We start from the raw sequence: 23,574 nt of genomic DNA, 5'->3' as shown, positions 1-23,574 counted from the left end.
AGTTGGTTCAGTATACAAAAAAGCCGCCGGGTTGCCCCGACGGCCCTGTTGCCTGAGATTCCTTGAGCGGTTCACCGAAACAATGAACCGCTCAATTCTTTTGTCTGGTCGCCGCGCTTACTGCGCGGCGGTTGTCATGTCGGCCAGCATCGGCTCGGCGACTTCCACACCGGAGGCCTTGCGGCGCTCGTCGATGATCAGTTCGTCGCGCGAGGTGGCGATGCGCCGGATCTGGCTCATCGTGCCGCCGGTACCGGCCGGGATAAGCCGGCCGACGATGACGTTTTCCTTCAGCCCCTGCAGCATGTCGGTCTTGCCGGCAACCGCTGCTTCCGTCAGCACCCTGGTCGTCTCCTGGAAGGAGGCGGCCGAGATGAAGGACGGCGTCTGCAGCGATGCCTTGGTGATGCCGAGCAGCACCGGCTGGCCTTCGGCCGGCTTCTTGCCGTCCTCGATCAGACGCTCGTTGACCTCTTCCAGCTCGATCACGTCGACGTGGTCGCCCGGAATGTAGGTCGAGTCGCCCTGCGTGGTGATCTCGACCTTCTGCAGCATCTGGCGAACGATCACCTCGATGTGCTTGTCGTTGATCGACACGCCCTGCAGACGGTAGACTTCCTGGATCTCGTTGACGAGGTAGGAAGCAAGTGCCTCCACGCCCTTGATCGCCAGAATGTCGTGCGGCGCAGGATTGCCGTCGAGGATGTAGTCGCCCTTCTCGATGACGTCGCCGTCCTGGAGATGGAACGGCTTGCCCTTCGGGATCAGGTATTCGACCGGCTCAAGCGTCGAGTCATGCGGCTCGATGATGATGCGACGCTTGTTCTTGTAGTCGCGGCCGAAGCGGATCGTGCCATCGATCTCGGCGATGATGGCGTGATCCTTCGGACGGCGAGCCTCGAACAGTTCGGCAACACGCGGCAGACCGCCGGTGATGTCCTTGGTCTTGGCGCTTTCCATCGGGATACGCGCCAGCACGTCGCCGGGGCGAACCTGGGCACCCGGCTCGACCGAAAGAATGGCCTCGACCGAGAGCAGGAAGCGGGCGTCGCCGCCCTTCGACAGCTTGCCGACCTTGCCCTTGGCGTCCTGGATGGCGATCGCCGGCTTGAGGTCGTTGCCGCGTGGCGTCGAGCGCCAGTCGATGACCTCACGCTTGGTGATGCCGGTCGACTCGTCGGCAGTTTCCTGAACGGAAATGCCGTCGACCAGATCCTCGTACGACACCCTGCCCTCGATTTCGGTGAGGACCGGGCGGGTATAGGGATCCCACTCGGCGATACGCTGGCCGCGCTTCACCTTGTCGCCATCGTCCACGAAGATACGCGAACCATAGGTGAGACGGTGCGTGGCGCGCTCCTTGCCGGTTTCGTCGAGGATCAGCACCGCCATGTTGCGGCCCATGACCATCTGCTGGCCGTCCGAGTTGCGCACCACATTGCGGTTGCGGATCTCGACCTTGCCCTCGTAGGAGGCTTCAAGGAACGAGGAGTCCACCACCTGCGCCGTACCGCCCATGTGGAAGGTACGCATGGTGAGCTGGGTGCCCGGCTCGCCGATCGACTGCGCCGCGATGACGCCGACGGCTTCGCCCTGGTTGACCGGGGTGCCGCGGGCAAGATCGCGTCCGTAGCAGACCGCGCACACGCCAACCCTGACCTCGCAGGTCAGTGCCGAGCGGATGCGGACCGACTGGACGCCGGCCTTTTCGATCTTTTCCACGTCGCGCTCGTCCATCAGCGTTCCGGCCTTGACCAGAACCTCGCCCGACACCGGATGGTTGATGTCGTCGAGCGACGTACGGCCGAGCACGCGCTGGCCAACGGAAGCGACGACCTGGCCGGCATCGACGATCGGCTGCATGGTGAGGCCCTTGTCGGTGCCGCAGTCGACGGAGTTGACGATGCAGTCCTGCGCCACGTCGACCAGACGACGGGTGAGGTAGCCCGAGTTCGCCGTCTTCAAGGCGGTGTCGGCCAGACCCTTGCGGGCACCGTGGGTCGAGTTGAAGTACTCGAGCACGGTCAGGCCTTCCTTGAAGTTCGAGATGATCGGCGTCTCGATGATTTCACCCGACGGCTTGGCCATCAGGCCGCGCATGCCAGCGAGCTGGCGCATCTGGGTGGGCGAGCCACGCGCACCGGAGTGCGACATCATGTAGATCGAGTTCATCGGCTTCTGACGGCCATTGTCCTCGAACTCGACCGCCTTGATGCGGGCCATCATTTCGTCGGCGACCTTTTCCGAGCACTTGGCCCAGGCGTCGACGACCTTGTTGTACTTCTCGCCCTGCGTGATCAGGCCGTCATTGTACTGCTGCTCGTATTCCTTGGCCAAAGCCTCGGTGTCGGAGACCAGCTTGATCTTGKCATCCGGGATCAGCATGTCGTCCTTGCCGAACGAAATACCGGCACGGCAGGCATGGCTGAAGCCGAGCGCCATGATGCGATCGCAGAAAATAACCGTCTCCTTCTGACCGCAGTGACGGTAGACGGTGTCGATCATCTTGGAGATGTTCTTCTTGGTCATCTCCTGGTTGGCGGTCTCGTAAGGCACGTTGACGTTCTTCGGCAGAAGMTCGCCGATGATCATGCGGCCAGGAGTGGTGTCGTAGATCTTCGACACGACCTTGCCATCGGCATCGACCGAACGGAAACGACCGCGGATCTTGGAGTGCAGCGTCACCGCCTTGGTCTCAAGCGCATGCTGGAGTTCGCCCATGTCGGCAAACACCATGCCCTCGCCCGGCTCGTTCTGGTTGACGATCGAGAGATAGTAGAGACCCAGAACCATGTCCTGCGACGGCACGATGATCGGCGCGCCGGAAGCCGGGTGCAGGATGTTGTTGGTCGACATCATCAGCACGCGGGCTTCAAGCTGCGCTTCCAGCGACAGCGGCACGTGAACGGCCATCTGGTCGCCGTCGAAGTCGGCGTTGAAGGCCGTGCAGACCAGCGGGTGAAGCTGGATCGCCTTGCCTTCGATCAGGATCGGCTCGAACGCCTGGATGCCGAGACGGTGCAGCGTCGGCGCGCGGTTCAAGAGCACCGGATGCTCGCGGATGACCTCGTCGAGGATATCCCAGACTTCCGGACGTTCCTTCTCGACCAGCTTCTTGGCCTGCTTGACGGTCGAGGAGTAACCCTTGGCGTCGAGACGGGCGTAGATGAAGGGCTTGAACAGTTCGAGCGCCATCTTCTTCGGCAGGCCGCACTGGTGCAGCTTGAGCTCCGGACCGGTCACGATGACCGAGCGGCCGGAATAGTCGACGCGCTTGCCGAGCAGGTTCTGACGGAACCGGCCCTGCTTGCCCTTGAGCATGTCGGACAGCGACTTCAGCGGACGCTTGTTGGCGCCCGTGATGACGCGGCCGCGACGGCCGTTGTCGAACAGCGCATCGACGGCTTCCTGCAGCATGCGCTTTTCATTGCGCACGATGATGCCGGGGGCGCGCAGCTCGATCAGCCGCTTCAGACGGTTGTTGCGGTTGATGACGCGGCGATAGAGATCGTTCAGATCCGAGGTGGCGAAACGGCCGCCGTCGAGCGGGACGAGCGGACGCAGGTCCGGCGGGATCACCGGAACCACTTTCATAATCATCCATTCCGGACGGTTGCCGGATTCCATGAAGTTCTCGACGACCTTGAGCCGCTTCAGATACTTCTTCTGCTTCAGCTCGGAGGTGGTCGAAGCCAGTTCCGTACGCAGGTCGCCGGCGATCTTCTCCAGGTCCATGCCGGCCAGAAGGTCATGGATGGCCTCGGCGCCGATCATGGCGGTGAAGCTGTCCTCGCCATACTCGTCGACGGCGATCATGTACTCTTCCTCGCTGAGCAGCTGGTGCTCCTTCAGCGCGGTGAGGCCAGGCTCGGTGACGATGTAGTTCTCGAAGTAGAGGACGCGCTCGATGTCCTTCAGGGTCATGTCGAGCAGCGTGCCGATGCGCGACGGCAGCGACTTCAGGAACCAGATGTGGGCGACGGGCGCTGCGAGCTCGATATGGCCCATGCGCTCGCGGCGGACGCGCGACAGCGTGACTTCGACGCCGCACTTCTCGCAGATGACGCCCTTGTACTTCATGCGCTTGTACTTGCCGCACAGGCACTCATAGTCCTTGATCGGGCCAAAAATGCGCGCGCAGAACAGACCGTCACGCTCCGGCTTGAAGGTGCGGTAGTTGATGGTCTCCGGCTTCTTGATCTCGCCGAACGACCAGGACAGAATCTTCTCAGGGCTGGCGAGCGATATCCGGATGGAATCGAACACCTGTGCCGGCGCCTGGGGATTGAAGAGATTCATGACCTCTTGGTTCATGCCGTTCTCCTTTTCGGGGTCCTCGAAAACCCCTTGCATCTAGTCGCGAGCCAAACGCCCGCCGTCTTTGTCGGCCACTGGCCGTCGAATACTTCTTGGTTGAGCATGATCCTGTCCGAAAACCGGTAGCCACTTTTCGTGATCATGCTCATGGCGCGCCGCGGCTTTCCGCGGCGCGCCGTTGCCTTACTCGGCCGCGTCGGGCAGCCGGACCGGGTTGTCGTCGAGCTTGGTGTTCTCCAGCTCGACATTGAGGCCGAGAGACCGCATTTCCTTGACGAGAACGTTGAAGCTCTCGGGAATGCCAGCCTCGAAAGTGTCGTCGCCACGGACGATCGCCTCGTAGACCTTGGTGCGGCCGGCGACGTCGTCCGACTTCACCGTCAGCATTTCCTGCAGCGTATAGGCGGCGCCGTATGCTTCGAGCGCCCAGACCTCCATTTCGCCGAAGCGCTGGCCACCGAACTGCGCCTTGCCGCCCAGCGGTTGCTGGGTGACGAGCGAGTACGGACCGATCGAACGCGCGTGGATCTTGTCGTCCACGAGATGGTGAAGCTTGAGCATGTAGATGTAGCCCATCGTCACCTTGCGATCGAACGGCTCGCCCGTGCGTCCGTCATAGAGCTGCGACTGACCGCTGGTGTGCAGGCCCGCCTGCTCCAGCATGATGTTGATGTCAGCCTCGTGCGCGCCGTCGAACACCGGGGTCGCGATCGAGACGCCGCGGCGCATCTGTTCGCTGAGGCGAACGATGCTCTCGTCGTCATATTCGCGGACCGGCTCGTTGCGGTCGTTGGCCGGCATGAAGCTCTCGAGCGTCTTGCGCAGCGGCTTGATGTCGCCGGCTGCCTTGTACGTGTCGATCAGCTCGCCGATCTTCCTGCCCATGCCGGCGCAAGCCCAGCCCAGATGCGTTTCCAGGATCTGACCGACATTCATGCGGCTCGGCACACCCAGCGGGTTGAGCACGATATCGGCATGCGTGCCGTCCTCGAGGAAAGGCATGTCCTCAACCGGAACGATCCGCGACACGACACCCTTGTTGCCGTGACGGCCGGCCATCTTGTCGCCGGGCTGCATCTTGCGCTTCACGGCCACGAAGACCTTGACCATCTTCATGACGCCCGGAGGCATTTCGTCGCCGCGCTGGACCTTCTCGACCTTGTCCATGAAGCGCTGTTCAAGCGCCTTCTTGGAATCGTCGTACTGGCCACGCAGGGCTTCCAGTTCGCTCTGGAGCTTTTCGTTCTCCACCGCAAACTGCCACCACTGCGAACGCGGATACTCGTCGAGCGTGTCCTTGGACAGCGTCGAGCCCTTCTTGAAGCCCTTCGGTCCAGCGATCGCTTCCTTGCCGACGAGCACGTCGGAAAGACGCGCGTAGACGTTACGATCCAGAATGGCCTGCTCGTCGTCGCGGTCCTTGGCGAGGCGTTCGATCTCCTCGCGCTCGATCGCCATGGCGCGCTCGTCCTTCTCCACACCGTGGCGATTGAAGACGCGCACCTCGACGACCGTGCCGAAGGTGCCCGGAGGCATGCGCATCGAGGTGTCGCGCACGTCCGATGCCTTTTCGCCGAAGATGGCGCGCAGAAGCTTCTCTTCCGGCGTCATCGGGCTTTCGCCCTTCGGCGTGATCTTGCCGACCAGGATATCGCCCGGCTGAACCTCGGCACCGATATAGACGATGCCGGCTTCGTCGAGGTTCTTCAGCGCTTCTTCCGAGACGTTCGGGATATCGCGCGTGATTTCCTCCGGACCGAGCTTGGTGTCGCGCGCCATGACCTCGAACTCCTCGATATGGATCGAGGTGAAGACGTCGTCGGCGACGATGCGCTCGGACAGGAGGATCGAGTCCTCGTAGTTGTAACCGTTCCACGGCATGAACGCGACCAGCACGTTGCGGCCGAGAGCCAGATCACCGAGCTCGGTCGACGGACCGTCGGCGATGATGTCGCCCTTGTTGACCCGGTCGCCCATGCGGACCAGCGGACGCTGGTTGATGCAGGTGTTCTGGTTCGAACGCTGGAACTTCATCAGCCGGTAGATGTCGACGCCSGACTTGCCCGGATCGAGATCTTCGGTGGCGCGGATAACGATACGCGTCGCGTCCACCTGGTCGACGATGCCGCCGCGGCGGGCGCCGATGGCGGCGCCCGAGTCACGGGCGACGATCGGCTCCATGCCGGTGCCGACGAACGGCGCCTCGGCGCGCACCAGCGGCACAGCCTGACGCTGCATGTTCGAGCCCATCAGAGCGCGGTTGGCGTCGTCGTTCTCGAGGAACGGGATCAGGGCCGCGGCCACCGAAACCATCTGCTTGGGCGACACGTCCATCAGGTCGACGTTTTCGCGCGGCGCCATCATCACTTCGCCGGCGCTGCGGCAAATGACGAACTCGTCGACGAAGCCACCACTCTTGTCGAGCTCGGCGTTGGCCTGCGCGACGTGGTGCTTGGCTTCTTCCATCGCCGAGAGATAGACGACGTCATTGGTCAGCTTGCCGTCGACGATCTTGCGGTACGGGCTCTCGATGAAGCCGTACTTGTTGACACGTGCGAAGGTGGCCAGCGAGTTGATCAGACCGATATTCGGGCCTTCCGGCGTCTCGATCGGGCAGATGCGGCCGTAGTGCGTCGGGTGCACGTCGCGCACCTCGAAGCCGGCGCGCTCGCGGGTCAGACCGCCCGGTCCAAGCGCCGAGAGGCGGCGCTTGTGGGTGATCTCCGACAGCGGGTTGGTCTGGTCCATGAACTGCGACAGCTGAGAGGAACCGAAGAACTCGCGCACGGCGGCAGCCGCCGGCTTGGCGTTGATCAGGTCCTGCGGCATCACCGTGTCGATCTCGATCGAGGACATACGCTCCTTGATCGCGCGCTCCATGCGCAGCAGGCCGACGCGGTACTGGTTTTCCATCAGCTCGCCGACCGACCGCACGCGGCGGTTGCCGAGATTGTCGATGTCGTCAATCTCGCCCTTGCCGTCACGCAGTTCGACCAGCGTCTTGACCACGGCCAGGATGTCATCCTTGCGCAGCACGCGCACGGTGTCCTCGGCCTTGAGCTCGAGGCGCATGTTCATCTTGACGCGGCCAACGGCCGACAGATCGTAGCGCTCGCTGTCGAAGAACAGCGAGTTGAACATGGCTTCGGCGGTCTCGAGCGTCGGCGGCTCGCCGGGGCGCATGACACGATAGATGTCGAACAGCGCGTCCTGGCGGCTCTCGTTCTTGTCGACGTTGAGCGTGTTGCGGATATAGGCGCCGACATTGACGTGGTCGATGTCGAGAACCTTGATCTCGTTTTCACCGGTGCCAAGCAGCACCTTCAGCGTCTTTTCGTCGATCTCGTCGCCGGCTTCGAGGAAGATCTCGCCGGTGGCGTAGTTGACGATGTCCTCGGCCAGGTAATTGCCGAGCAGATCCTCGTCGGTCGACTTGATCGCCTTGAGACCCTTTTCGCCAAGCGCCCGGGCCTGGCGGGCAGTGATCTTCTTGCCGGCTTCGACAACAACTTCGCCCGTATCGGCGTCGACCAGGTCGCCGACGGCCTTGAGGCCGCGGAAACGCTCGACGTTGAACGGAATGCGCCAGTGGTCGCCGGCGCGCTTGTAGGTGATCTTGTTGTAGAAGGTCGACAGGATCTCTTCACCGTCCATGCCGAGCGCCATCAGCAGCGACGTCACCGGAATCTTGCGGCGACGGTCGATGCGGGCGTGCACGACGTCCTTGGAATCGAACTCTATGTCGAGCCACGAGCCGCGATAGGGGATGACGCGCGCGGCAAACAGAAGCTTGCCCGACGAGTGCGACTTGCCCTTGTCATGGTCGAAGAAGACGCCCGGCGAGCGGTGCATCTGCGAGACGATAACGCGCTCGGTGCCGTTGACGATGAAGGTGCCGTTGAGCGTCATGAGCGGCATGTCGCCCATGTAGACGTCCTGCTCCTTGATGTCCTTGATCGACTTGGCGCCGGTATCCTCGTCAATATCGAACACGATGAGGCGCAGCGTCACCTTCAGCGGCGCGGCATAGGTGAGGTCGCGCTGCCGGCATTCGTCAACGTCGAATTTCGGTCCTTCGAACTCGTACTTCACGAACTCCAGCATCGAGGAGCCGGAAAAGTCCTGAATCGGGAAAACCGACTTGAAGACGGCCTGCAGTCCCTCGTCCGGACGCCCGCCCTTGGGCTCCGCCACCATCAGGAACTGGTCATAGGATGCCTTCTGAACCTCGATCAGGTTCGGCATCTCCGCAACTTCCGGGATCTTTCCGAAGAACTTGCGTACGCGTCTGCGGCCATTGAAAGTCTGGGTCTGGGCCATCGTCGCTCCTTAGCTCTAAACTCGGGACGAACCTCGCCGCGGCTCGCCTTGCATTCTGGGCCACCTGGGCGGCGACCCTTTGTCTGTTTTTCCCGGCGCCTATCGGCAGCCGGCTAAAACGGGAGAAAACCCGTTTCCTGAAGGCCGGTTTGCGGCCCTCAGGAAAGAGGTTCTCGTACGTCTCGCGCTACGCGTGCTCCCTCCGGCCGAAGGGAGTGGCGGACGGCGCGAGGCCGTCCGCCGCTTTTACGCTTACTTCAGGTCGACCTTGGCGCCGGCTGCTTCCAGCTGGGCCTTGAACTTGTCAGCGTCGGCCTTGGAAACGCCTTCCTTGACCGGCTTCGGAGCCGCTTCGACCAGATCCTTGGCTTCCTTGAGGCCAAGACCGGTGATGGCGCGGACTTCCTTGATGACGTTGATCTTCTGAGCGCCTGCCTCGGTGAGGACGACGTCGAATTCCGTCTTTTCCTCGGCCGGAGCAGCAGCAGCCGCACCGCCGCCAGCGGCGGCAACCGCCACCGGAGCAGCGGCGGAGACGCCCCACTTTTCTTCCAGAAGCTTCGACAGCTCAGCCGCCTCGAGGACGGTCAGCTTCGAAAGGTCGTCTACGATCTTTGCGAGATCAGCCATTGTTGTATTCCTTCATCAGGTTCGAACGTGTGTTTGTGATAGCGAGGAACGGCCTCATGCCGCCTCGTCCTTCCGGGCGTAAGCGCCGATGACGCGCGCGACCGAAGCCGCTGGCGCATTGACGATCTGGGCGATCCGGGTTGCCGGCGTGGCGATCATGCCAACCAGCCTGGCGCGCAGCTCATCGAGCGACGGAAGTGTGGCGAGTGCCTTCACACCGTCGGCATTGAGCGAGGCGGTGCCCATTGCGCCGCCGAGAATGACGAGCTTGTCATTTCCCTTGGCGAAATCGGACGCGACCTTCGGCGCCGCAATCGGATCCTCCGAATAAGCAATCAGCGTCTGTCCCTTGAACAGGTCGATGATCGATGCGGAGTCCGTGCCCTGAAGAGCGATTTTGGCGAGACGGTTCTTCGCGACTTTGACGGTGCCACCGGCAGCGCGCATTTTCGACCGAAGGTCGTTCATTTGCGCGACGGTGATACCGGCGTAGTGGGCCACGACCACTGAACCTGCGTTCGAGAACGCACCATTCAGGCCCGTGACGAGTTCGCGTTTTTCCGCTCTGTCCACTGCCTATCTCCAGTTGACCCCCATCCTGTTAACGGGAACATTCCCATTCACGAGGACAGGCGTCGGGTTGCCTTTTGTCGGCCGGGCCATCCAGTAACGGATCTCCCGAACGACGCTCGAGGATCCTGCCCCCTTTCGCCACATCGACGGCCAGGCCGACGATGCGCAGACAAAAGGCAAACACGGTTCGAACCTTTCATTGGAGCAGTCGCTCCGTTGTCCGGTCTTCACCCGTCTCATGCAGGCCCACATGAATTAAGGCTTTTGGGCCGCCTGCAATCTCGGACAGGATGTCCGGAAGCCTTTCGACTTCCGGCACCGGGCCGCCAACCTGGGTTGGAGGCCCGGAATTCTTTTGCGGATCAGCCCTTTAACGGCCGATCCCAGATAAACTTATCAGGACGCCGCGAGCGTCGAGACGTCGAGCTTGAGGCCCGGGCCCATCGTCGAGGTGACCGACACCTTCTTGACGTAGTTGCCCTTGGCGCCCGTCGGCTTTGCCTTGGTCACCGCGTCAGCGAAGGCGCGGATGTTCTCTTCCAGGGCCTTGACCTCGAACGAGACCTTGCCGACACCGGCATGAACGATGCCGGCCTTCTCGACGCGGAACTCGACGGCGCCGCCCTTCGATGCCTTGACGGCGGCGGCAACGTCGGTGGTGACGGTGCCGACCTTCGGGTTCGGCATCATGCCGCGCGGGCCGAGCACCTTGCCGAGACGGCCGACCAGCGGCATCATGTCCGGCGTGGCGATGCAGCGATCGAAGTCGATCGTGCCCTTCTGGACGATGTCGACCAGATCCTCGGCACCGACGATGTCGGCGCCAGCGGCGCGAGCTTCGTCAGCCTTGTCGCCACGGGCGAACACGGCAACGCGAACCGAGCGGCCGGTGCCGTTCGGCAGGTTGACCACGCCGCGGACCATCTGGTCGGCATGGCGCGGGTCGACGCCGAGGTTCATGGCGACTTCGACGGTCTCGTCGAACTTGACCGAGGAACGGTCCTTGAGCAGCTTCAGCGCTTCACCCAGGGCGTAAGCCTTGTTGGGATCGATGCCTTCGCGGGTCTTCGATACACGCTTTGCAATCTTTGCCATGATCTTAGCCCACCACTTCCAGACCCATCGAGCGGGCGGAGCCCTCGACCATGCGCATGGCCGCTTCGACGTCGTTTGCGTTCAGATCCTTCATCTTCTGCTCGGCGATGGCGCGAACCTTGTCGCGGCCGATCGTGCCAGCCTTGATCTTGCCCGGCTCCTTCGAACCCGACGTCAGGTTTGCCGCCTTCTTCAGGAAGTAGCTCACCGGCGGCGTCTTCATGACGAAGGTGAAGGACTTGTCTTGGTAGTAGGTGATGACGACCGGAATCGGCGATCCCTTTTCCATTTCCTGGGTCTGCGCGTTGAACGCCTTGCAGAACTCCATGATGTTGATGCCACGCTGACCAAGCGCCGGGCCGATCGGGGGAGACGGCGTGGCCGATCCCGCTTTGACCTGGAGCTTGAGCTGGCCTGCAATTTTCTTAGCCATCTCTTTTCCTGCCTTTGTCTATGCCGGTCTTGCCGGCGGTTGCAGTCTGGTGGTGCGATCCATGTGGCTGGCTAAGCCGCATTCGTCTCCCACCGTTCTCAGAACCGCGCGATTTCCGCGCCGCCCTTCCCCGCCGCGCTTGGCGGCGGGATTTCGGATCAGCCCTTTTCGACCTGTCCGAATTCCAGATCGACAGGCACAGCGCGCCCGAAGATCGAAACTTCTACCTTGAGCCGCGCCCGCTCCTCGTCCACTTCCTGGACGAAACCGTTGAACGACGCGAAGGGACCATCCGAAACGCGGATCGCCTCGCCGATCTCGAACGTGACCGAAGGCTTCGGCCGCTCGACGCCTTCCTGCACCTGGTTCAGGATGCGCTGCGCTTCCGCCTCGGTGATCGGCACCGGCTTGGAGTCGCCAAGGAAACCGGTGACCTTTGGCGTGTTCTTGACCAGCGAGAACACCGCGTCAGTCAGATTGGCCTTCAGGAGCACATAGCCCGGGAAGAACTTGCGCTCGGCATCGACCTTGCGGCCACGACGAACCTCGACGACCTTCTCGGTCGGCACCACGATCTGCTCGATATCGGCGGACAGGCCCTTCTGCTTGGCCTTGTTCTCGATATCCTCGGCGACCTTTTTTTCAAAGTTCGAATAGGCGTGGACGATGTACCACCGCGCAGTCATTTCAAGACTTCTCCGTAATCGCCGGACTTAGCGTCCGATGCCAAGAATCTGCTCGACCGCGAGGCCCATGAGCTGATCGGCGGTGAAGAAAAAGATCATCGCGATCACAGCGAAAGCGAGGACCATCACCGTCGAGATCATCGTTTCGCGTCGCGACGGCCAAGTCACCTTGGCGGTCTCCGCGCGAACCTGCTGGAGAAAGACGAAAGGATTTGTGGTTTTCGAAGCCATATGCCGCTCTGTCTTCAAGACCCGTTGGCCGGGTCCCCTGGATGATCCCGCTGGCCGGGACGTGCCGCCTGGGCTTGTTTTCGCGCCGAGTCAGCGCAATCATTTCGCCCATGCAAATCAGACGCGTAAAGCCGGCTTCCCAGCTCCACGCGTCGCGTGTCTGTTTCGTCTACATAAAACCGATTCTTGATCCACGCAAGTGGCAAGTGTCCGCTTTATGACCAAACGCCGCCTCGGAACCATCCAGTCGTTCCGTCCCGGCTATGGCGCCCTTATGCCCCAATCGACCTAATATGGCAAGCGGGTGGCCGATTTTCAAAGGGCAGCCGCGAAATATCGTTTCGAGGGCCATTTCGAGAAATGGCGAAATATCGCGTTGAGGGCCATTTCGAGAAATGGCACGGGCAGCAGGGCTCGAACCTACGACCTGCGGTTTTGGAGACCGCCGCTCTACCAACTGAGCTATGCCCGTATCGTGCGCATGTCGGCGCAGCAGGCGCTTCCTAAAAGCTTCCGCACGCTCTGTAAAGAGTGGTTTGCAAGCAAACGCGCCTTAACCCCTGCGCCAGAAATCGGGATAGCTGACGACCAGCCCGTCCCGGTCGATCTCGAGCTCCCGCTTGAAGTCGCTGGCGCGCGATTCATAGAGATATCGCCTGCCCTCTTCGAGGCATGTGTAGCGCTGCGGGTTGGCGACGACGGTGAGGGCCGGGAAATCGATGAAGGCGGTGGTGATCTCGGCACTTTGTCCCGTCGAAAGCCGCAATCGCCGGATCGGCAGCGTGTTGGTGAACGGCGTGACGGTGAGATCAGGGTCGAGGACGCCGTCGAGCTCGGGCATCGGCAGGCCATCCCTGGTCCAGCGACCATCGCCGTCGGCGGCAAGGACAAGTGTCTGGCCGCTGCCGATCACRTCGACCATGACACTCCTGGCATGCCAGTTCGCGTTGCAGGCGATGCGGTAGCGCACCGCAAAAGGCGTTTCACCAGAACAGATCACGACAGAGTCGGCCGAGACTTCCCCTGCCCGCTCCTGCAGCAGCAAGTGTTCGAGGCCGGGGCCATCCCACTCGTGCCAGCGCACGATATTCATATCTTCTAGCATCAGCCCGACACCTCCCGTGGCGACTGGAGGCTACTTTGTTTCCGGCGGCCTGTACGGCCCACCCGGCACGCCCCAGCCCCAGGCCGGCATCGGCTCCGTCTCGGGATCGCAGGTCTCGCCGAGATTGGAGTTCATCTTGGCCAGACGAGAGCCCCATTCGACGTAGCCCATGAAGGCCGAGCGGAATTCAGGATCGTCGGGCAGGCCGACCGCGTCGGCGGCATCGGCCAGAAGATTGATCCAGCGGCGGCGCTGCTCCTCGGTCAGATGCTTGCCCAGGTGGTGCATGACCATCTCGCGGTGACCGCCAAATTTTTCGCTGTAGGTTTTCGGTCCGCCGAAAACCTCGCCAAAACCTCGCCGATGAACGCCGCAACGTGGGCCGGATGGTCCGGCGACATAGCCCTGAACACCGGCCCGACGACCGGGTCGCGAAGCACCTTGTCGTAGAAGGTTTCCGTCAGCCGGTTCAGCGCCTCGGTGCCGCCAGCCCATTCGTACAATGTCGGGACGTCCTGGCTCATTTGTTTCCTCCACTGGCCCCTTATGCAGCGCCAGAGATGGCAATGCCGGGGTGACGATAGCGGAACTATCGGGGATGGCTCAACCTGCCTCGACGGCCAGTCCGCCGACCGTGCCGCCGAAACTATGACTTGGTGGGCGCGTTGGCCTGGAGTTTGGGCGCCGATACCAGGCGGCAATTGCCCGGCTTCGGGGCCGATTTGCAAATGGAAGCTCCGGTCAGTTCATCCGCCGATTGAGGCCCTGTCGTCAGCCCGACTTTGAGCATCTTCCTGGGGTCGAGCTGCCGTTGGCTCGAATGGAGCTTTATCGCAGCAAACAGGTCAGGCCCGACCGCCATCTCTTCGAGGTAGGTCTTGACCTGCTGGTCCAGTTCCAGCGACCGCAAGCGCAACCGCGCATGGGGGCCGACCAGGCGTCTGACACCGCCCGCAAGCATGATCGGACAGGCTGCATCGCATTCGCCCAACGCATCATTGGTGAGCCCGACATAGACGCCGTCCTGAGCCGTGCAGCCCGGCTTCTCCGGCTCGCATTCCATGAACTCCGTGCGTGCGACCGCCACGTCGAGCCTGCGTTCGCGGATCAGCCTCCCGGCGGCAAGAGCACCGGAAAGGTCGCCTCCCGGTGAGTTGATCACGACGGGCAGCCGCCGATCCTCCAGGGTGCCAAGCAGTTCGCGCAGCTTCTGTGGCGTCTCGGCGGTAATCCTGCCTTCCGCTGCGATCCACTCCGGACAATCGGGATCGCAGAGGAAACTCTTGCCGCGCACCAGAACGAAGCGCATGTCGGCGACATTGTCCCGCTGTACGCTTTCGGGTTCGGTCGGCGCGATGGCGGCGGGCTCGACTTTTGCCACCTCGGCAGCGGCCGGCCGGGTGGCCTTGTCTGCCGGAGACGGCACTTCCCGGCAATTCTCGGGCAATGGAGTGGCGCGGCAGATGGTTCCAGCGGTCAGTATGTCAACGGAATCCAGGCTGGTGACCATATTCATCCGAAGCATGTTTTGCACTTCCAGTTGGTGGATTGCGCTGGCCGGGGTGTCCTTCATCGTTTCGAGCACGCCCGGTCCGACGCCCATCCCGTCGAGATAGGCTGCCAGCCTTTTCTCCACCGCCTTGCTCATTTCGTAGGTCTTGTAGCTGCCGGCACTCTTCCGGCTGACGATCCTTGTGCTGAGTATCTTCTTCTTGCCGCCCACGATGCGATAGGTGGTGCGATATTGCAGTTTCGTGCGGATATAGGTCGTGGTGATCTGATGGACGCCGAGATAGGCCGATTCACCGACCAACCGCCGGATACCGCCGGCAAACATCAGCGGACAGGCGGAATTGCACATGGCGCCGCTGGCGTAGGCATCGCCGAAATAGCGGGCGCCCCTGCCATCGTTTTCCGCGCAGTCCTTCGCATCAGGCAGACAGCCGTCGAACCGGGTCTTGCCGACGGCGATATCGAGCTTGTTCTTGCGGATCAACCGGCCAAGCGTGAGCGCCGCCTCGACATTGCCGCCGGGAGAATCGACGACGATCGGCAGATTTCGGCCGCCAAGCGTCTTGAGCATGCGTTTGAACAGAACCGGCGTCCGGGCTTCTATCGAGCCTTCGGCTGATATCCATTCCGGGCAGATCGGCTCGCAGCCCGTTGCGTTGCTGCGGACGACGACGAAGCGCATCGTCGGACCGAGATCCGGCGCCGTATCCGCCGCAAAGGCAGCATGCCCCGCGACAAGCGACGCCAGCAGGCAGATCAGCCGCAGCGACCATAAAGCTCGACGATGCAAAAGGCGCCCTGGAACCATTTGGAAAAGCCCCGCCATGCAAGCTATCCTAGACGAGGTCCAAAGGCTTGCAACAGGGTTCGACCGACAACACCCGACGACCGCCGGGCAAAAGGAAAAAGGGCGGCCCCCAAGGACCGCCCTTTCCGTCTCGAACCTGACCCAGCGGATGCCGGGGTCAGTTATTCCTTGATGGTGACGACGATGCCGGCACCGACGGTGCGGCCGCCTTCACGGATAGCGAAGCGCAGCTTCTCTTCCATGGCGATCGGCACGATCAGCTCGACATCGACCGTGATGTTGTCGCCCGGCATCACCATCTCGGTGCCTTCCGGCAGCGACACGATRCCGGTCACGTCCGTCGTGCGGAAATAGAACTGCGGACGGTAGTTGGTGAAGAACGGCGTGTGACGGCCACCTTCGTCCTTGGTCAGGATGTAGGCTTCGGCCACGAACTTCTTGTGCGGCTTCACCGTGCCGGGCTTGGCCAGAACCTGGCCGCGCTCGACACCTTCACGGTCAACGCCGCGCAGCAGCGCGCCGATGTTGTCGCCAGCCTGGCCCTGATCGAGCAGCTTGCGGAACATCTCGACGCCGGTGCAGGTCGTCTTGGTCGTCGGACGGATGCCGATGATCTCSAGTTCCTCGCCGACCTTGACCACGCCGCGCTCGACGCGACCGGTCACAACCGTGCCACGGCCMGAGATCGAGAACACGTCCTCGATCGGCATCAGGAACGGCTTGTCGAGCGGACGAACMGGSGTCGGGATGTAGGCGTCGACCGCAGCCATCAGCTCGCGGATCGCGTCCTCGCCGATCTTCTTGTCGGAATCTTCCARRGCAGCCAGMGCCGAGCCCTTGACGATCGGAATGTCGTCGCCGGGGAACTCGTTCTTGGTCAGMAGCTCACGAACCTCGAGCTCGACCAGTTCGAGCAGCTCGGCATCGTCGACCTGGTCGACCTTGTTCAAAAACACCACGATCGACGGCACGCCGACCTGACGGGCAAGCAGGATGTGCTCGCGGGTCTGCGGCATCGGGCCGTCGGCAGCCGACACAACCAGGATCGCGCCGTCCATCTGCGCGGCACCGGTGATCATGTTCTTCACATAGTCGGCGTGGCCGGGGCAGTCGACGTGAGCGTAGTGGCGGTTGGCCGTCTCGTATTCGACATGCGCCGTCGAGATCGTGATGCCGCGCGCCTTCTCCTCAGGTGCCGCGTCGATCTGGTCATAGCGCTTGTATTCGCCAAAATACTTCGTGATCGCCGCCGTCAGCGACGTCTTGCCATGGTCAACGTGACCAATCGTGCCGATGTTCACATGAGGCTTGTTACGCTCGAATTTACCTTTTGCCATAGTCTCTTTCCTTGGACGGCCTGGACCTTCAGTTCAGTCGAATGCGGGGCGATTAGCGACAAAGGCCAAAAAACACAAGCGTCTTTTGGCCGGGTGCCGTCTCACTCAGTCCGAACCATTGATCCGATTGCGGGGATATGGCGCTGATATAGGAAGGGACGAGACGAAATGAAATGGGTGGCAGGCCTGTCGATCGAAGGCGCCACAGCGCTGTCTTGCCTGCCCGATGCTGTCCGATTCACCGCCAGTTCATGGCCCATTGCGGTCGTCATCGAGGTCTGATTTCCTCGCCGGATGCATTTCATTCCGACCGCTATTCGCGGCCCCCTGTTCATGATCGTCTCGACCGGATCGTATCTCGTCAACGATACGATGATGAAACTCGCGACGTCGGGCCTGCCGTCCTACGAAGTGCTGTTTCTGCGCGGTGCGGCGGCAACGCTCTGGGGTTTCCCGCTGTTGTTCGCGCTGGGGTACGGCAAGCAGATTCCGCTGATCTTCGACAGGCACGTGCTGCGCAGGAACCTGCTCGAGCTGGCGGCGATCCTCTGCTACGTGGTGGCGCTCGCCAACATGCAGATCGCGGATTCGACGGCACTCGGACAGATCACGCCGCTGTTGATGCTGGTCGGCTCCTCGATCCTGTTTGGCGAGCGGATCGGCGGCCAGCGCATGGCGCTGATCGGGCTCGGCTTCATCGGCGCGCTGATGGTGGCGCAACCGACCATGCAAGGCATTTCGGTCTACGCCTTGCTGGCGCTCGGCAACGCGACGCTGTCGGCGGCACGGGACCTCGCCGGCCGGCGGGTTACGGCAGAGGTGCCGGGGATGATCGTGGCGATCTCCGCCGTCGTGGTGGTGCTGGTCGGCGCCGGTGCAGCGCATCTGGTTTCCGAGCGCTGGGTCATGCCCGAGGCGCGCCATCTGCTGCTGATGGCCGGCGCCGGATTTTTCCTGATCTTCGGCCACTTCTTCATCTTCATGGCCTATCGCGTCGGGCCGACCAGTGCGGTTGCGCCGTTCTACTATTGCTTCACCGTCTGGGCGGTCATTTCGGGCTTGCTGGTGTTCGGGCAATTCCCCAATGCGCTGGCGGTCTGCGGCATTCTGCTGGTGGTTGGCAGCGGACTTGCCATCGTCTCGCTGGACCAGCGCAAGCGCCGACTGACCGTCGTCGCCTAGGTCCGCCCAAGCAGGCCAAGCGGGTGCTCGCCCACGTCTTTCCGCGCGCTGTTGCCGAGCCGAAAAAGATCGTCTAATCGGCGAACACCGTCCAATCCAGGACGCCGTGATCAATCAGCCAAGGGAGTTTCCCCATGACGGATTTTGACCAGAACAAGAACTCCGACGCCGAGCACAAGGCCGCCATCCGCAAGTCGCTCATCGGCTGGGCGGTGTTCATCGCGGGAACGCTGATCTTTTTCGCCGCAGCAGACGCAGTGTTGATGCCATAGGCTGATAACGCGTACCGGCCCGGAGCCGGTCCTCAGCGACATTCGAAATTTCAGATTATCTGGCCAGAGCTTAGAGTGGTTCATCGTTCACGGAAACGCAGAACCGCTCTACCTCATTGTTTTTACGCCCGTCCTCCGCTGAACTGGTGGTAGGCCCACAGCACGACCACCGCGCCGATCACGGCGACGATCAGACTGTAGATGTTGAGGCCGGTGACGCCCGACGCGCCGAAGGCGCTGAAGATCAGGCCGCCGACAATGGCGCCGACGATCCCGAGCACAATGTCCATCAAAATGCCCTGGCCGCTCTTGTTGACGATCTTGCTGCCCAGGAAGCCGGCGATGACGCCGAGTATGATCCAGCTGATGATTGACATTTTTTCCTCTCCATCCACCCGCCGGCCGAACATTTTCATAGGATTGTCAAAAGCTCAAGCCAGCTTGAAATTCCGCCCGCACGCCCCATTGTTGAGGAGGTGTTGGGCTTGTCGTTATGGAGGATCCACTATGGGACTTTTTGACAACGCCGTTCCAGGCGGCAACATCACCAAACCGTTGATGATCGCGCTTGGCGCGCTGCTGGTCGGAAAAATGCTGAGCGGCAGAAGTGCCGAACAGCCGGACCAGACCGAGACCCCGGCCCCGACCGGACCCGCTTCCACCGGAACGACCCCCGCCGACGGCGGCCTGCTCGGCGGATTGGGCGGCCTGCTCGACAAGCTCAGGGATGCCGGCCACGGCAATGTCGCCGACTCCTGGGTCGGCACCGGGCAGAACCAGTCGATCAACGCCAATGATCTCGGCGCCGCACTCGGGCCGCAGGTCATTCACGAGATCGCGCAGCGGACGGGGATGGACGAGCAGGAACTGCTCAAGCAGCTGTCCACGGCCCTGCCCGGCGTCATCGACAAGCTGACGCCGAACGGCCAGGTGCCGCAGCAGCATCAGGTTGCGTCCGCGTTCAACAGCTAGCGCGGCGCAGACATCTGCACAGTGGAGGAGCGCTGCGCGGCTTGCCGCGCGGTGTTTCGACCCGGAGATCGTGCGGACGGGAGGTCTGGAGCGGGTAGCGGGAATCGAACCCGCATATTCAGTTTGGAAGACTTCCAAGAATGTAATGAAATCAATAGGCCGTGTCATTCACCTTATCAAAAACGGCCGATCCGGGCAGAATTGTGCGGCGTAGTGTCATCAGAACCTCATGCAAAATGATTGGGGCATACCTCAAACACAGTGGTCTGTCTGGGTGAACACTCCAAGGTCAAACCGTCACCCCTGAAAGACCGATTTTTGACCCGGAGCAGACTCTCGCAGGCGAAGGTGCGCATGATCGCTTTGCGCCGCATTTCGGGCACTACGACGGTCCCGTCCATTCACCAAAAGCGGACATCGATGGAGCAGAGGCAATAGAAAGCTCCAAGTCCAGTCGTTCTTGGCGCAATCCCAAGCGGACAGTCCATTTTTCCGGGCAACGTCAAACTGCCACGATGCGGAGCACTGTCGTCCCGAACTTGTACGCTATCCTCGCGCGTGATATCGATACTGATGCGTGGACTGCTGATACTTGTCGTGTTGGCGTTTGCCGCGACCAATGCAGCGGCGGGCGATTTGCTGTTCGACGCCATAGCTGCCGGCGACAAAGTCGGTGTCGAGCAAGCTCTCGCGAGTGGTGCCGACGTTGACAGCCGGGCACGCGACCAAGCAACCCTTCTCATAGCTGCAGCGCTCGACAACCAGCCGGAAATCGCCGAATTCCTGCTGGGCAAGGGTGCAGACGTCATGGCGCGTAACTCGGGCGGCTTCACCCCGCTTCATGCGGCGGCCTTCTCGGGCAGCCTGCCGATCGCCAAGCTGCTGCTGGAAAAAGGCGCGGTGCTCGACGATGCCGCCAACAAGGCGGGTGCTACGCCGTTGTTGGTGGCCGGCGAGGAAAACCACGTTGAACTGGCCGAATTCCTTATTGCGAAAGGTGCCGATGTGAACCATCCCGAGGGCCATGGCTACATGCCGACAACGCGCGCATTCTGGAAGGGCAACACGGATATCATACGACTATTCAAACGCCATGGTGCTACCTGCCAAGCCAAGATCCTTGGCGAGGCGAACACGGCGAAGTGCGCAGAGATCCACGATTAACGGAGGATGCAGATGAGCACGATGATCAAGTCACGACTGGTTCGGAATTTGGGGGCGGCTGCCCTAGTCGCGGTAGCTACGGTCGCCGGCGTGGGATCGGCCCGGGCCGACAATTCGGTAAACACCGGCTATTTCGGCGGTGTGGCGATCATGGGCTACGACACTGTCGCTTACTTCACTGACGGCAAGGCCGTGAAGGGCTCCGAAGAGTTCACTTATGACTGGCTGGGGACTCCCTGGCATTTCGCCAGCAAGAAACACCTGGAAATGTTCATGAGCGAACCGGTCAAGTACGCTCCTCAATATGGCGGCTACTGTGCTGCCGAAGTCGTGGGCGGAGGGGTCACGATCAATGTCGATCCGGAAGCATTCAAGATTATCGACGGCAAGCTCTACCTGATCTACGACGTCGGCAATGCGAACGATTTCGCCGCGCATGCAGCTGAAAATATACCGAAAGCCGATGCCAACTGGCCGAAGGTCGCGGCCAATTTGGAGCTCGACAAGTATCACTGAGACGCGTGCATCTACTGAACCACCGCGAAGTGGAACACCTTGCTTGAGTTGACGAAGGAATAGCCGTTGCCGGCGCCGTCACGGCGTTTGTAGACAGGTCCGCAGTCGGGGCGCCCGAACATATTCTCACTCTGCTCGCACAATAGGTCGCCATCGACATAGACGGTCTCGGTGAGTAGTCGCGTCGTCGAGCGGAACGCGGCCTTGCCGTCCTTTCCGACCTGCAGGATGGCTGGCTGGAGACCGGGCTCAAGTTGACCTTGCAACGTATGGCCTAGGACGAGGGAGTTAATCTCGCCTCCCTTCAACTGGTCGTGTTGGTCGGCGGTGAAGCCGAACGGCCATTCGGGCAAGCCCGCCTGCTGCAGCGCGTCGATGATGAGAGCCGAATCCCGGGGGTTACGATATTGGACACCGTTGAGCCGCACTGCCGACAATGAATCGAACCCCGGTGTCGACATGGAACCTAGTCCCTCGGCGATCGCCGCCCTCGCATCCGGCAAGCGGCCGGCGCGGACGTAGGCGGCAGCGAGGGTAATTCTGAAATCTCCAACCGACGGCGCATCGTCTCGCGTGCGTTCGAGCGCCTCGATCGCCTTCTCGTTGCTGCCCTGGACAAGAAAGACCAGACCGGCAATTTGCCGGTTGATGGCCGAGAGGCTGGGATCGAGCCTAAGCGCTGTCTCGACCGCTGCGGCTGCCTCGGCGTGATTGCCGGCGAACAGTTGCACGTATCCTAGAGCTATTTGCGTCTCCGCATCGCCGGGGCCGAGTGCGACGGCTCGCTCGGCCGAAGCGATGGCTTCCTCGTAGCGGCGATCCACGACCTGCATGATGCCAAGAATCGCATAAGGCGACGAAAGATCCGGGTCGAGTTGCAGCGCACGGCTTGCCTTCTCATAGGCGCGCTTGCGCGCGGGCGCGCTCTGCATGATGTCGTTGAACGATTCGCGCCAGATATAGACTGTCGTGCTTGCATCCGCCGCGAAGGCTTCGGCAAAAGCGGGGTCGAGTTCCTCCGCCTTGTCGTAGAGCGGAAGCGACTCCCGCAGCCCGGCCCGTCCGCCGGTGCGTACCGCCTGCTCGGCTCTGAGATAGTAGTCGTAGGCTTCTAGATCTTCGGTCGGCGGACGCGCCATCCGCTCGCTTTCCACCGTTGACGGTTGCAAGCCGAGCGCCTTGGCGATCTCACGGCTCATCTCGTCCTGGACGCCAAACACCCCGGCCATACCGCGGTCGAACCGGTTGGCCCACAGGTTGTCCCCCGTTGCCGTATCGATGAGCTGGGCATTGAGGCGGATCTGCTCGCCGGTGCGGCGGACGCTCCCCTCGACGACGAAGCGGACGCCAAGGTCGCGCGCGACGTCCGCCAGCGCTGCAGGCTTGTCCTTGTAGGCGAACACCGAATTGCGCGCGATGACGTCCAGACCGGAAAGCTTGGTGAGGTCGGTGATCAGATCTTCGGTGATGCCGTCAGCGAAATAGTCCTGGCCTGGATCGCCGCCGAGGTTTGCAAACGGCAGCACGGCAACCGATGGCCGCGATGGCACCGAGAACTTCTGCCACGCAAAAATGCCGGCAATCGCGGCAATCGCCAGCACGGCGGCGCCCGCCAGGATCATGACGCGCGGGCGCGGCCGGTGGGGCGCGGCCGTGACCTTTCCCGATGCCGCGGGATCGAGCAAGAGTCGATAGGCGCGAACCGGATCGGCGATATTCTTGAGGCGCTGCTCTCCCAGACTGGCAAAGCCTACGTCCACCTTGTGGACGGCATGATCGAATGCGGTTCCGGAGATGCAGACTCCGCCTGGCTCGGCCATAGCCTCGAGGCGAGCGGCGATGTTCACGCCATCTCCGTAGATATCGTTTTCGTCCACGATGACGTCGCCGAGATTGACGCCGATGCGAAACCGGATCTGCCGGGCATCAGTGGTGCCCTTGTTGCGCTCTGCCATTCGGCGCTGGATCACGGAAGCGCAATGGACGGCATCGACGACACTCGCGAACTCGACGAGCGCGCCGTCGCCCATGAGCTTGATGATTCGGCCGTGGAATTCCTCGATCGCGGGGTCGACCAGTTCGCGACGGCAACCCTTCAATCGTTCGAGTGTGCCTACCTCGTCCTCACCCATGAGGCGGCTGTAGCCAACCACATCGGCAGCAAGTATCGCGGTAAGCCTTCGCTCCATACTTGCCTGCGCCCTCCCCGGTCGATCAAGCGGCTTCGCTGCAGCCTATTCTAGTCCCACGTCGGACGCGAGCGTCCGCTTAGGTCAACAGCGCCGACTTGGCTGAGTGTCCGCTTTGGAGACACCGAAATGCGGTGGGAATGACCAGATCGGGTCAGCTCACGACATCGGACCTTGGAGGTGCAACGTCCGCCATCGCTCTTCCCCACACAACAAATGGACGGCGCACTGC

The 23,574-nt window shown here is 61.9% G+C and carries 18 protein-coding genes, 1 tRNA gene and 1 pseudogene; 5 read left to right on the top strand and 15 right to left on the bottom strand.

From position 1 onward, the window contains the following. Window positions 1-117: 117 nt before the first annotated feature. From rpoC to tuf, 13 genes and pseudogenes are all read right to left on the bottom strand, one after another. Window positions 118-4,314 carry a DNA-directed RNA polymerase subunit beta' gene (gene rpoC / locus AC1D0I_RS28130; protein WP_477399226.1) on the bottom strand — a complete coding sequence of 1,399 codons (4,197 nt, stop codon included), beginning with the start codon at window positions 4,312-4,314 and terminating at the stop codon, window positions 118-120. 186 nt (window positions 4,315-4,500) lie between these two features. Next, on the bottom strand, window positions 4,501-8,637 hold the full coding sequence (gene rpoB, locus AC1D0I_RS28125) for a DNA-directed RNA polymerase subunit beta (RefSeq protein WP_095089668.1): 4,137 nt from the start codon (window positions 8,635-8,637) through the stop codon (window positions 4,501-4,503). Between the two features lie 252 nt (window positions 8,638-8,889). Continuing rightward, window positions 8,890-9,267, bottom strand: coding sequence for a 50S ribosomal protein L7/L12 (rplL, locus tag AC1D0I_RS28120; protein WP_095089666.1), 378 nt, complete (start codon window positions 9,265-9,267; stop codon window positions 8,890-8,892). 54 nt (window positions 9,268-9,321) lie between these two features. After that, the gene (gene rplJ, locus AC1D0I_RS28115) at window positions 9,322-9,840 is read right to left on the bottom strand and encodes a 50S ribosomal protein L10 (protein WP_477399224.1); all 519 of its coding nucleotides are present in this window, start codon (window positions 9,838-9,840) and stop codon (window positions 9,322-9,324) included. Between the two features lie 396 nt (window positions 9,841-10,236). Beyond that, window positions 10,237-10,935 (bottom strand): 50S ribosomal protein L1, encoded by a 699-nt coding sequence (gene rplA, locus AC1D0I_RS28110; RefSeq protein WP_095089662.1) that lies wholly within the window; start codon window positions 10,933-10,935, stop codon window positions 10,237-10,239. 4 nt (window positions 10,936-10,939) lie between these two features. Next, entirely contained in the window at window positions 10,940-11,368 is a 429-nt protein-coding gene (rplK, locus tag AC1D0I_RS28105) for a 50S ribosomal protein L11 (RefSeq protein ID WP_006333334.1), read from the bottom strand. Window positions 11,369-11,526: 158 nt separating this feature from the next. Beyond that, window positions 11,527-12,054: a transcription termination/antitermination protein NusG gene (nusG, locus tag AC1D0I_RS28100; RefSeq protein ID WP_013895710.1), complete on the bottom strand. Its 528-nt coding sequence runs from the start codon at window positions 12,052-12,054 to the stop codon at window positions 11,527-11,529. A 27-nt stretch (window positions 12,055-12,081) separates the two neighbouring features. Then, on the bottom strand, window positions 12,082-12,285 hold the full coding sequence (secE, locus tag AC1D0I_RS28095; RefSeq protein WP_013531408.1) for a preprotein translocase subunit SecE: 204 nt from the start codon (window positions 12,283-12,285) through the stop codon (window positions 12,082-12,084). 396 nt (window positions 12,286-12,681) lie between these two features. Continuing rightward, window positions 12,682-12,757, bottom strand: a tRNA-Trp gene (locus AC1D0I_RS28090). 81 nt (window positions 12,758-12,838) lie between these two features. Continuing rightward, window positions 12,839-13,390: a putative glycolipid-binding domain-containing protein gene (locus AC1D0I_RS28085; RefSeq protein WP_095090663.1), complete on the bottom strand. Its 552-nt coding sequence runs from the start codon at window positions 13,388-13,390 to the stop codon at window positions 12,839-12,841. Window positions 13,391-13,420: 30 nt separating this feature from the next. Continuing rightward, a pseudogene (locus AC1D0I_RS28080) lies at window positions 13,421-13,914 on the bottom strand (group II truncated hemoglobin). 122 nt (window positions 13,915-14,036) lie between these two features. Beyond that, window positions 14,037-15,710: a COG3904 family protein gene (locus tag AC1D0I_RS28075; RefSeq protein ID WP_477399239.1), complete on the bottom strand. Its 1,674-nt coding sequence runs from the start codon at window positions 15,708-15,710 to the stop codon at window positions 14,037-14,039. A gap of 161 nt (window positions 15,711-15,871) precedes the next feature. Beyond that, on the bottom strand, window positions 15,872-17,047 hold the full coding sequence (gene tuf / locus AC1D0I_RS28070) for an elongation factor Tu (protein WP_013531404.1): 1,176 nt from the start codon (window positions 17,045-17,047) through the stop codon (window positions 15,872-15,874). Between the two features lie 294 nt (window positions 17,048-17,341). Here tuf and AC1D0I_RS28065 point away from each other — a divergent pair, with 294 nt between their 5' ends. Together AC1D0I_RS28065 and AC1D0I_RS28060 are read left to right on the top strand one after the other, a co-directional pair. After that, window positions 17,342-18,229 carry a DMT family transporter gene (locus AC1D0I_RS28065; protein WP_457152120.1) on the top strand — a complete coding sequence of 296 codons (888 nt, stop codon included), beginning with the start codon at window positions 17,342-17,344 and terminating at the stop codon, window positions 18,227-18,229. Between the two features lie 134 nt (window positions 18,230-18,363). Further along, window positions 18,364-18,501: a hypothetical protein gene (locus AC1D0I_RS28060; RefSeq protein WP_202359563.1), complete on the top strand. Its 138-nt coding sequence runs from the start codon at window positions 18,364-18,366 to the stop codon at window positions 18,499-18,501. Window positions 18,502-18,623: 122 nt separating this feature from the next. On the opposite strand, the gene AC1D0I_RS28055 is transcribed toward AC1D0I_RS28060, so the two are convergent. Next, window positions 18,624-18,878: a GlsB/YeaQ/YmgE family stress response membrane protein gene (locus AC1D0I_RS28055; RefSeq protein ID WP_095091667.1), complete on the bottom strand. Its 255-nt coding sequence runs from the start codon at window positions 18,876-18,878 to the stop codon at window positions 18,624-18,626. 130 nt (window positions 18,879-19,008) lie between these two features. Here AC1D0I_RS28055 and AC1D0I_RS28050 point away from each other — a divergent pair, with 130 nt between their 5' ends. The 3 genes from AC1D0I_RS28050 to AC1D0I_RS28040 all read left to right on the top strand — a co-directional run bounded on the left by AC1D0I_RS28050 (window position 19,009) and on the right by AC1D0I_RS28040 (window position 21,153). Then, complete coding sequence (locus tag AC1D0I_RS28050) at window positions 19,009-19,473, top strand: YidB family protein (protein ID WP_477228465.1); 465 nt, start codon at window positions 19,009-19,011, stop codon at window positions 19,471-19,473. Between the two features lie 573 nt (window positions 19,474-20,046). Next, a complete protein-coding gene (locus tag AC1D0I_RS28045; RefSeq protein ID WP_477399221.1) occupies window positions 20,047-20,637 on the top strand; it encodes an ankyrin repeat domain-containing protein in 591 nt (196 codons plus the stop codon). 12 nt (window positions 20,638-20,649) lie between these two features. Further along, window positions 20,650-21,153, top strand: a complete 504-nt coding sequence (locus AC1D0I_RS28040; protein WP_477399220.1) for a YHS domain-containing (seleno)protein — start codon at window positions 20,650-20,652, stop codon at window positions 21,151-21,153. Window positions 21,154-21,164: 11 nt separating this feature from the next. Here AC1D0I_RS28040 and AC1D0I_RS28035 read toward each other — a convergent pair whose 3' ends face one another. After that, window positions 21,165-23,342 carry an adenylate/guanylate cyclase domain-containing protein gene (locus tag AC1D0I_RS28035; protein ID WP_477399218.1) on the bottom strand — a complete coding sequence of 726 codons (2,178 nt, stop codon included), beginning with the start codon at window positions 23,340-23,342 and terminating at the stop codon, window positions 21,165-21,167. Between the last annotated feature and the right edge of the window lie 232 nt (window positions 23,343-23,574).

The organism is Mesorhizobium sp. P2_D1, assembly GCF_056404455.1.
This window is presented reverse-complemented; position numbering and strand designations above follow the sequence as displayed.

Excerpts from the sequence above, each read along its gene's own strand:
- rplL (WP_095089666.1), bottom strand. The coding sequence starts at position 9,267 with ATGGCTGATCTCGCAAAGATCGTAGACGACCTTTCGAAGCTGACCGTC.
- rplA (WP_095089662.1), bottom strand. The coding sequence starts at position 10,935 with ATGGCAAAGATTGCAAAGCGTGTATCGAAGACCCGCGAAGGCATCGAT.
- rplK (WP_006333334.1), bottom strand. The coding sequence starts at position 11,368 with ATGGCTAAGAAAATTGCAGGCCAGCTCAAGCTCCAGGTCAAAGCGGGA.
- nusG (WP_013895710.1), bottom strand. The coding sequence starts at position 12,054 with ATGACTGCGCGGTGGTACATCGTCCACGCCTATTCGAACTTTGAAAAA.
- secE (WP_013531408.1), bottom strand. The coding sequence starts at position 12,285 with ATGGCTTCGAAAACCACAAATCCTTTCGTCTTTCTCCAGCAGGTTCGC.
- AC1D0I_RS28075 (WP_477399239.1), bottom strand. The coding sequence starts at position 15,710 with ATGGTTCCAGGGCGCCTTTTGCATCGTCGAGCTTTATGGTCGCTGCGG.
- AC1D0I_RS28065 (WP_457152120.1), top strand. The coding sequence starts at position 17,342 with ATGCATTTCATTCCGACCGCTATTCGCGGCCCCCTGTTCATGATCGTC.
- AC1D0I_RS28060 (WP_202359563.1), top strand. The coding sequence starts at position 18,364 with ATGACGGATTTTGACCAGAACAAGAACTCCGACGCCGAGCACAAGGCC.
- AC1D0I_RS28055 (WP_095091667.1), bottom strand. The coding sequence starts at position 18,878 with ATGTCAATCATCAGCTGGATCATACTCGGCGTCATCGCCGGCTTCCTG.
- AC1D0I_RS28050 (WP_477228465.1), top strand. The coding sequence starts at position 19,009 with ATGGGACTTTTTGACAACGCCGTTCCAGGCGGCAACATCACCAAACCG.
- AC1D0I_RS28045 (WP_477399221.1), top strand. The coding sequence starts at position 20,047 with ATGCGTGGACTGCTGATACTTGTCGTGTTGGCGTTTGCCGCGACCAAT.
- AC1D0I_RS28040 (WP_477399220.1), top strand. The coding sequence starts at position 20,650 with ATGAGCACGATGATCAAGTCACGACTGGTTCGGAATTTGGGGGCGGCT.
- AC1D0I_RS28035 (WP_477399218.1), bottom strand. The coding sequence starts at position 23,342 with ATGGAGCGAAGGCTTACCGCGATACTTGCTGCCGATGTGGTTGGCTAC.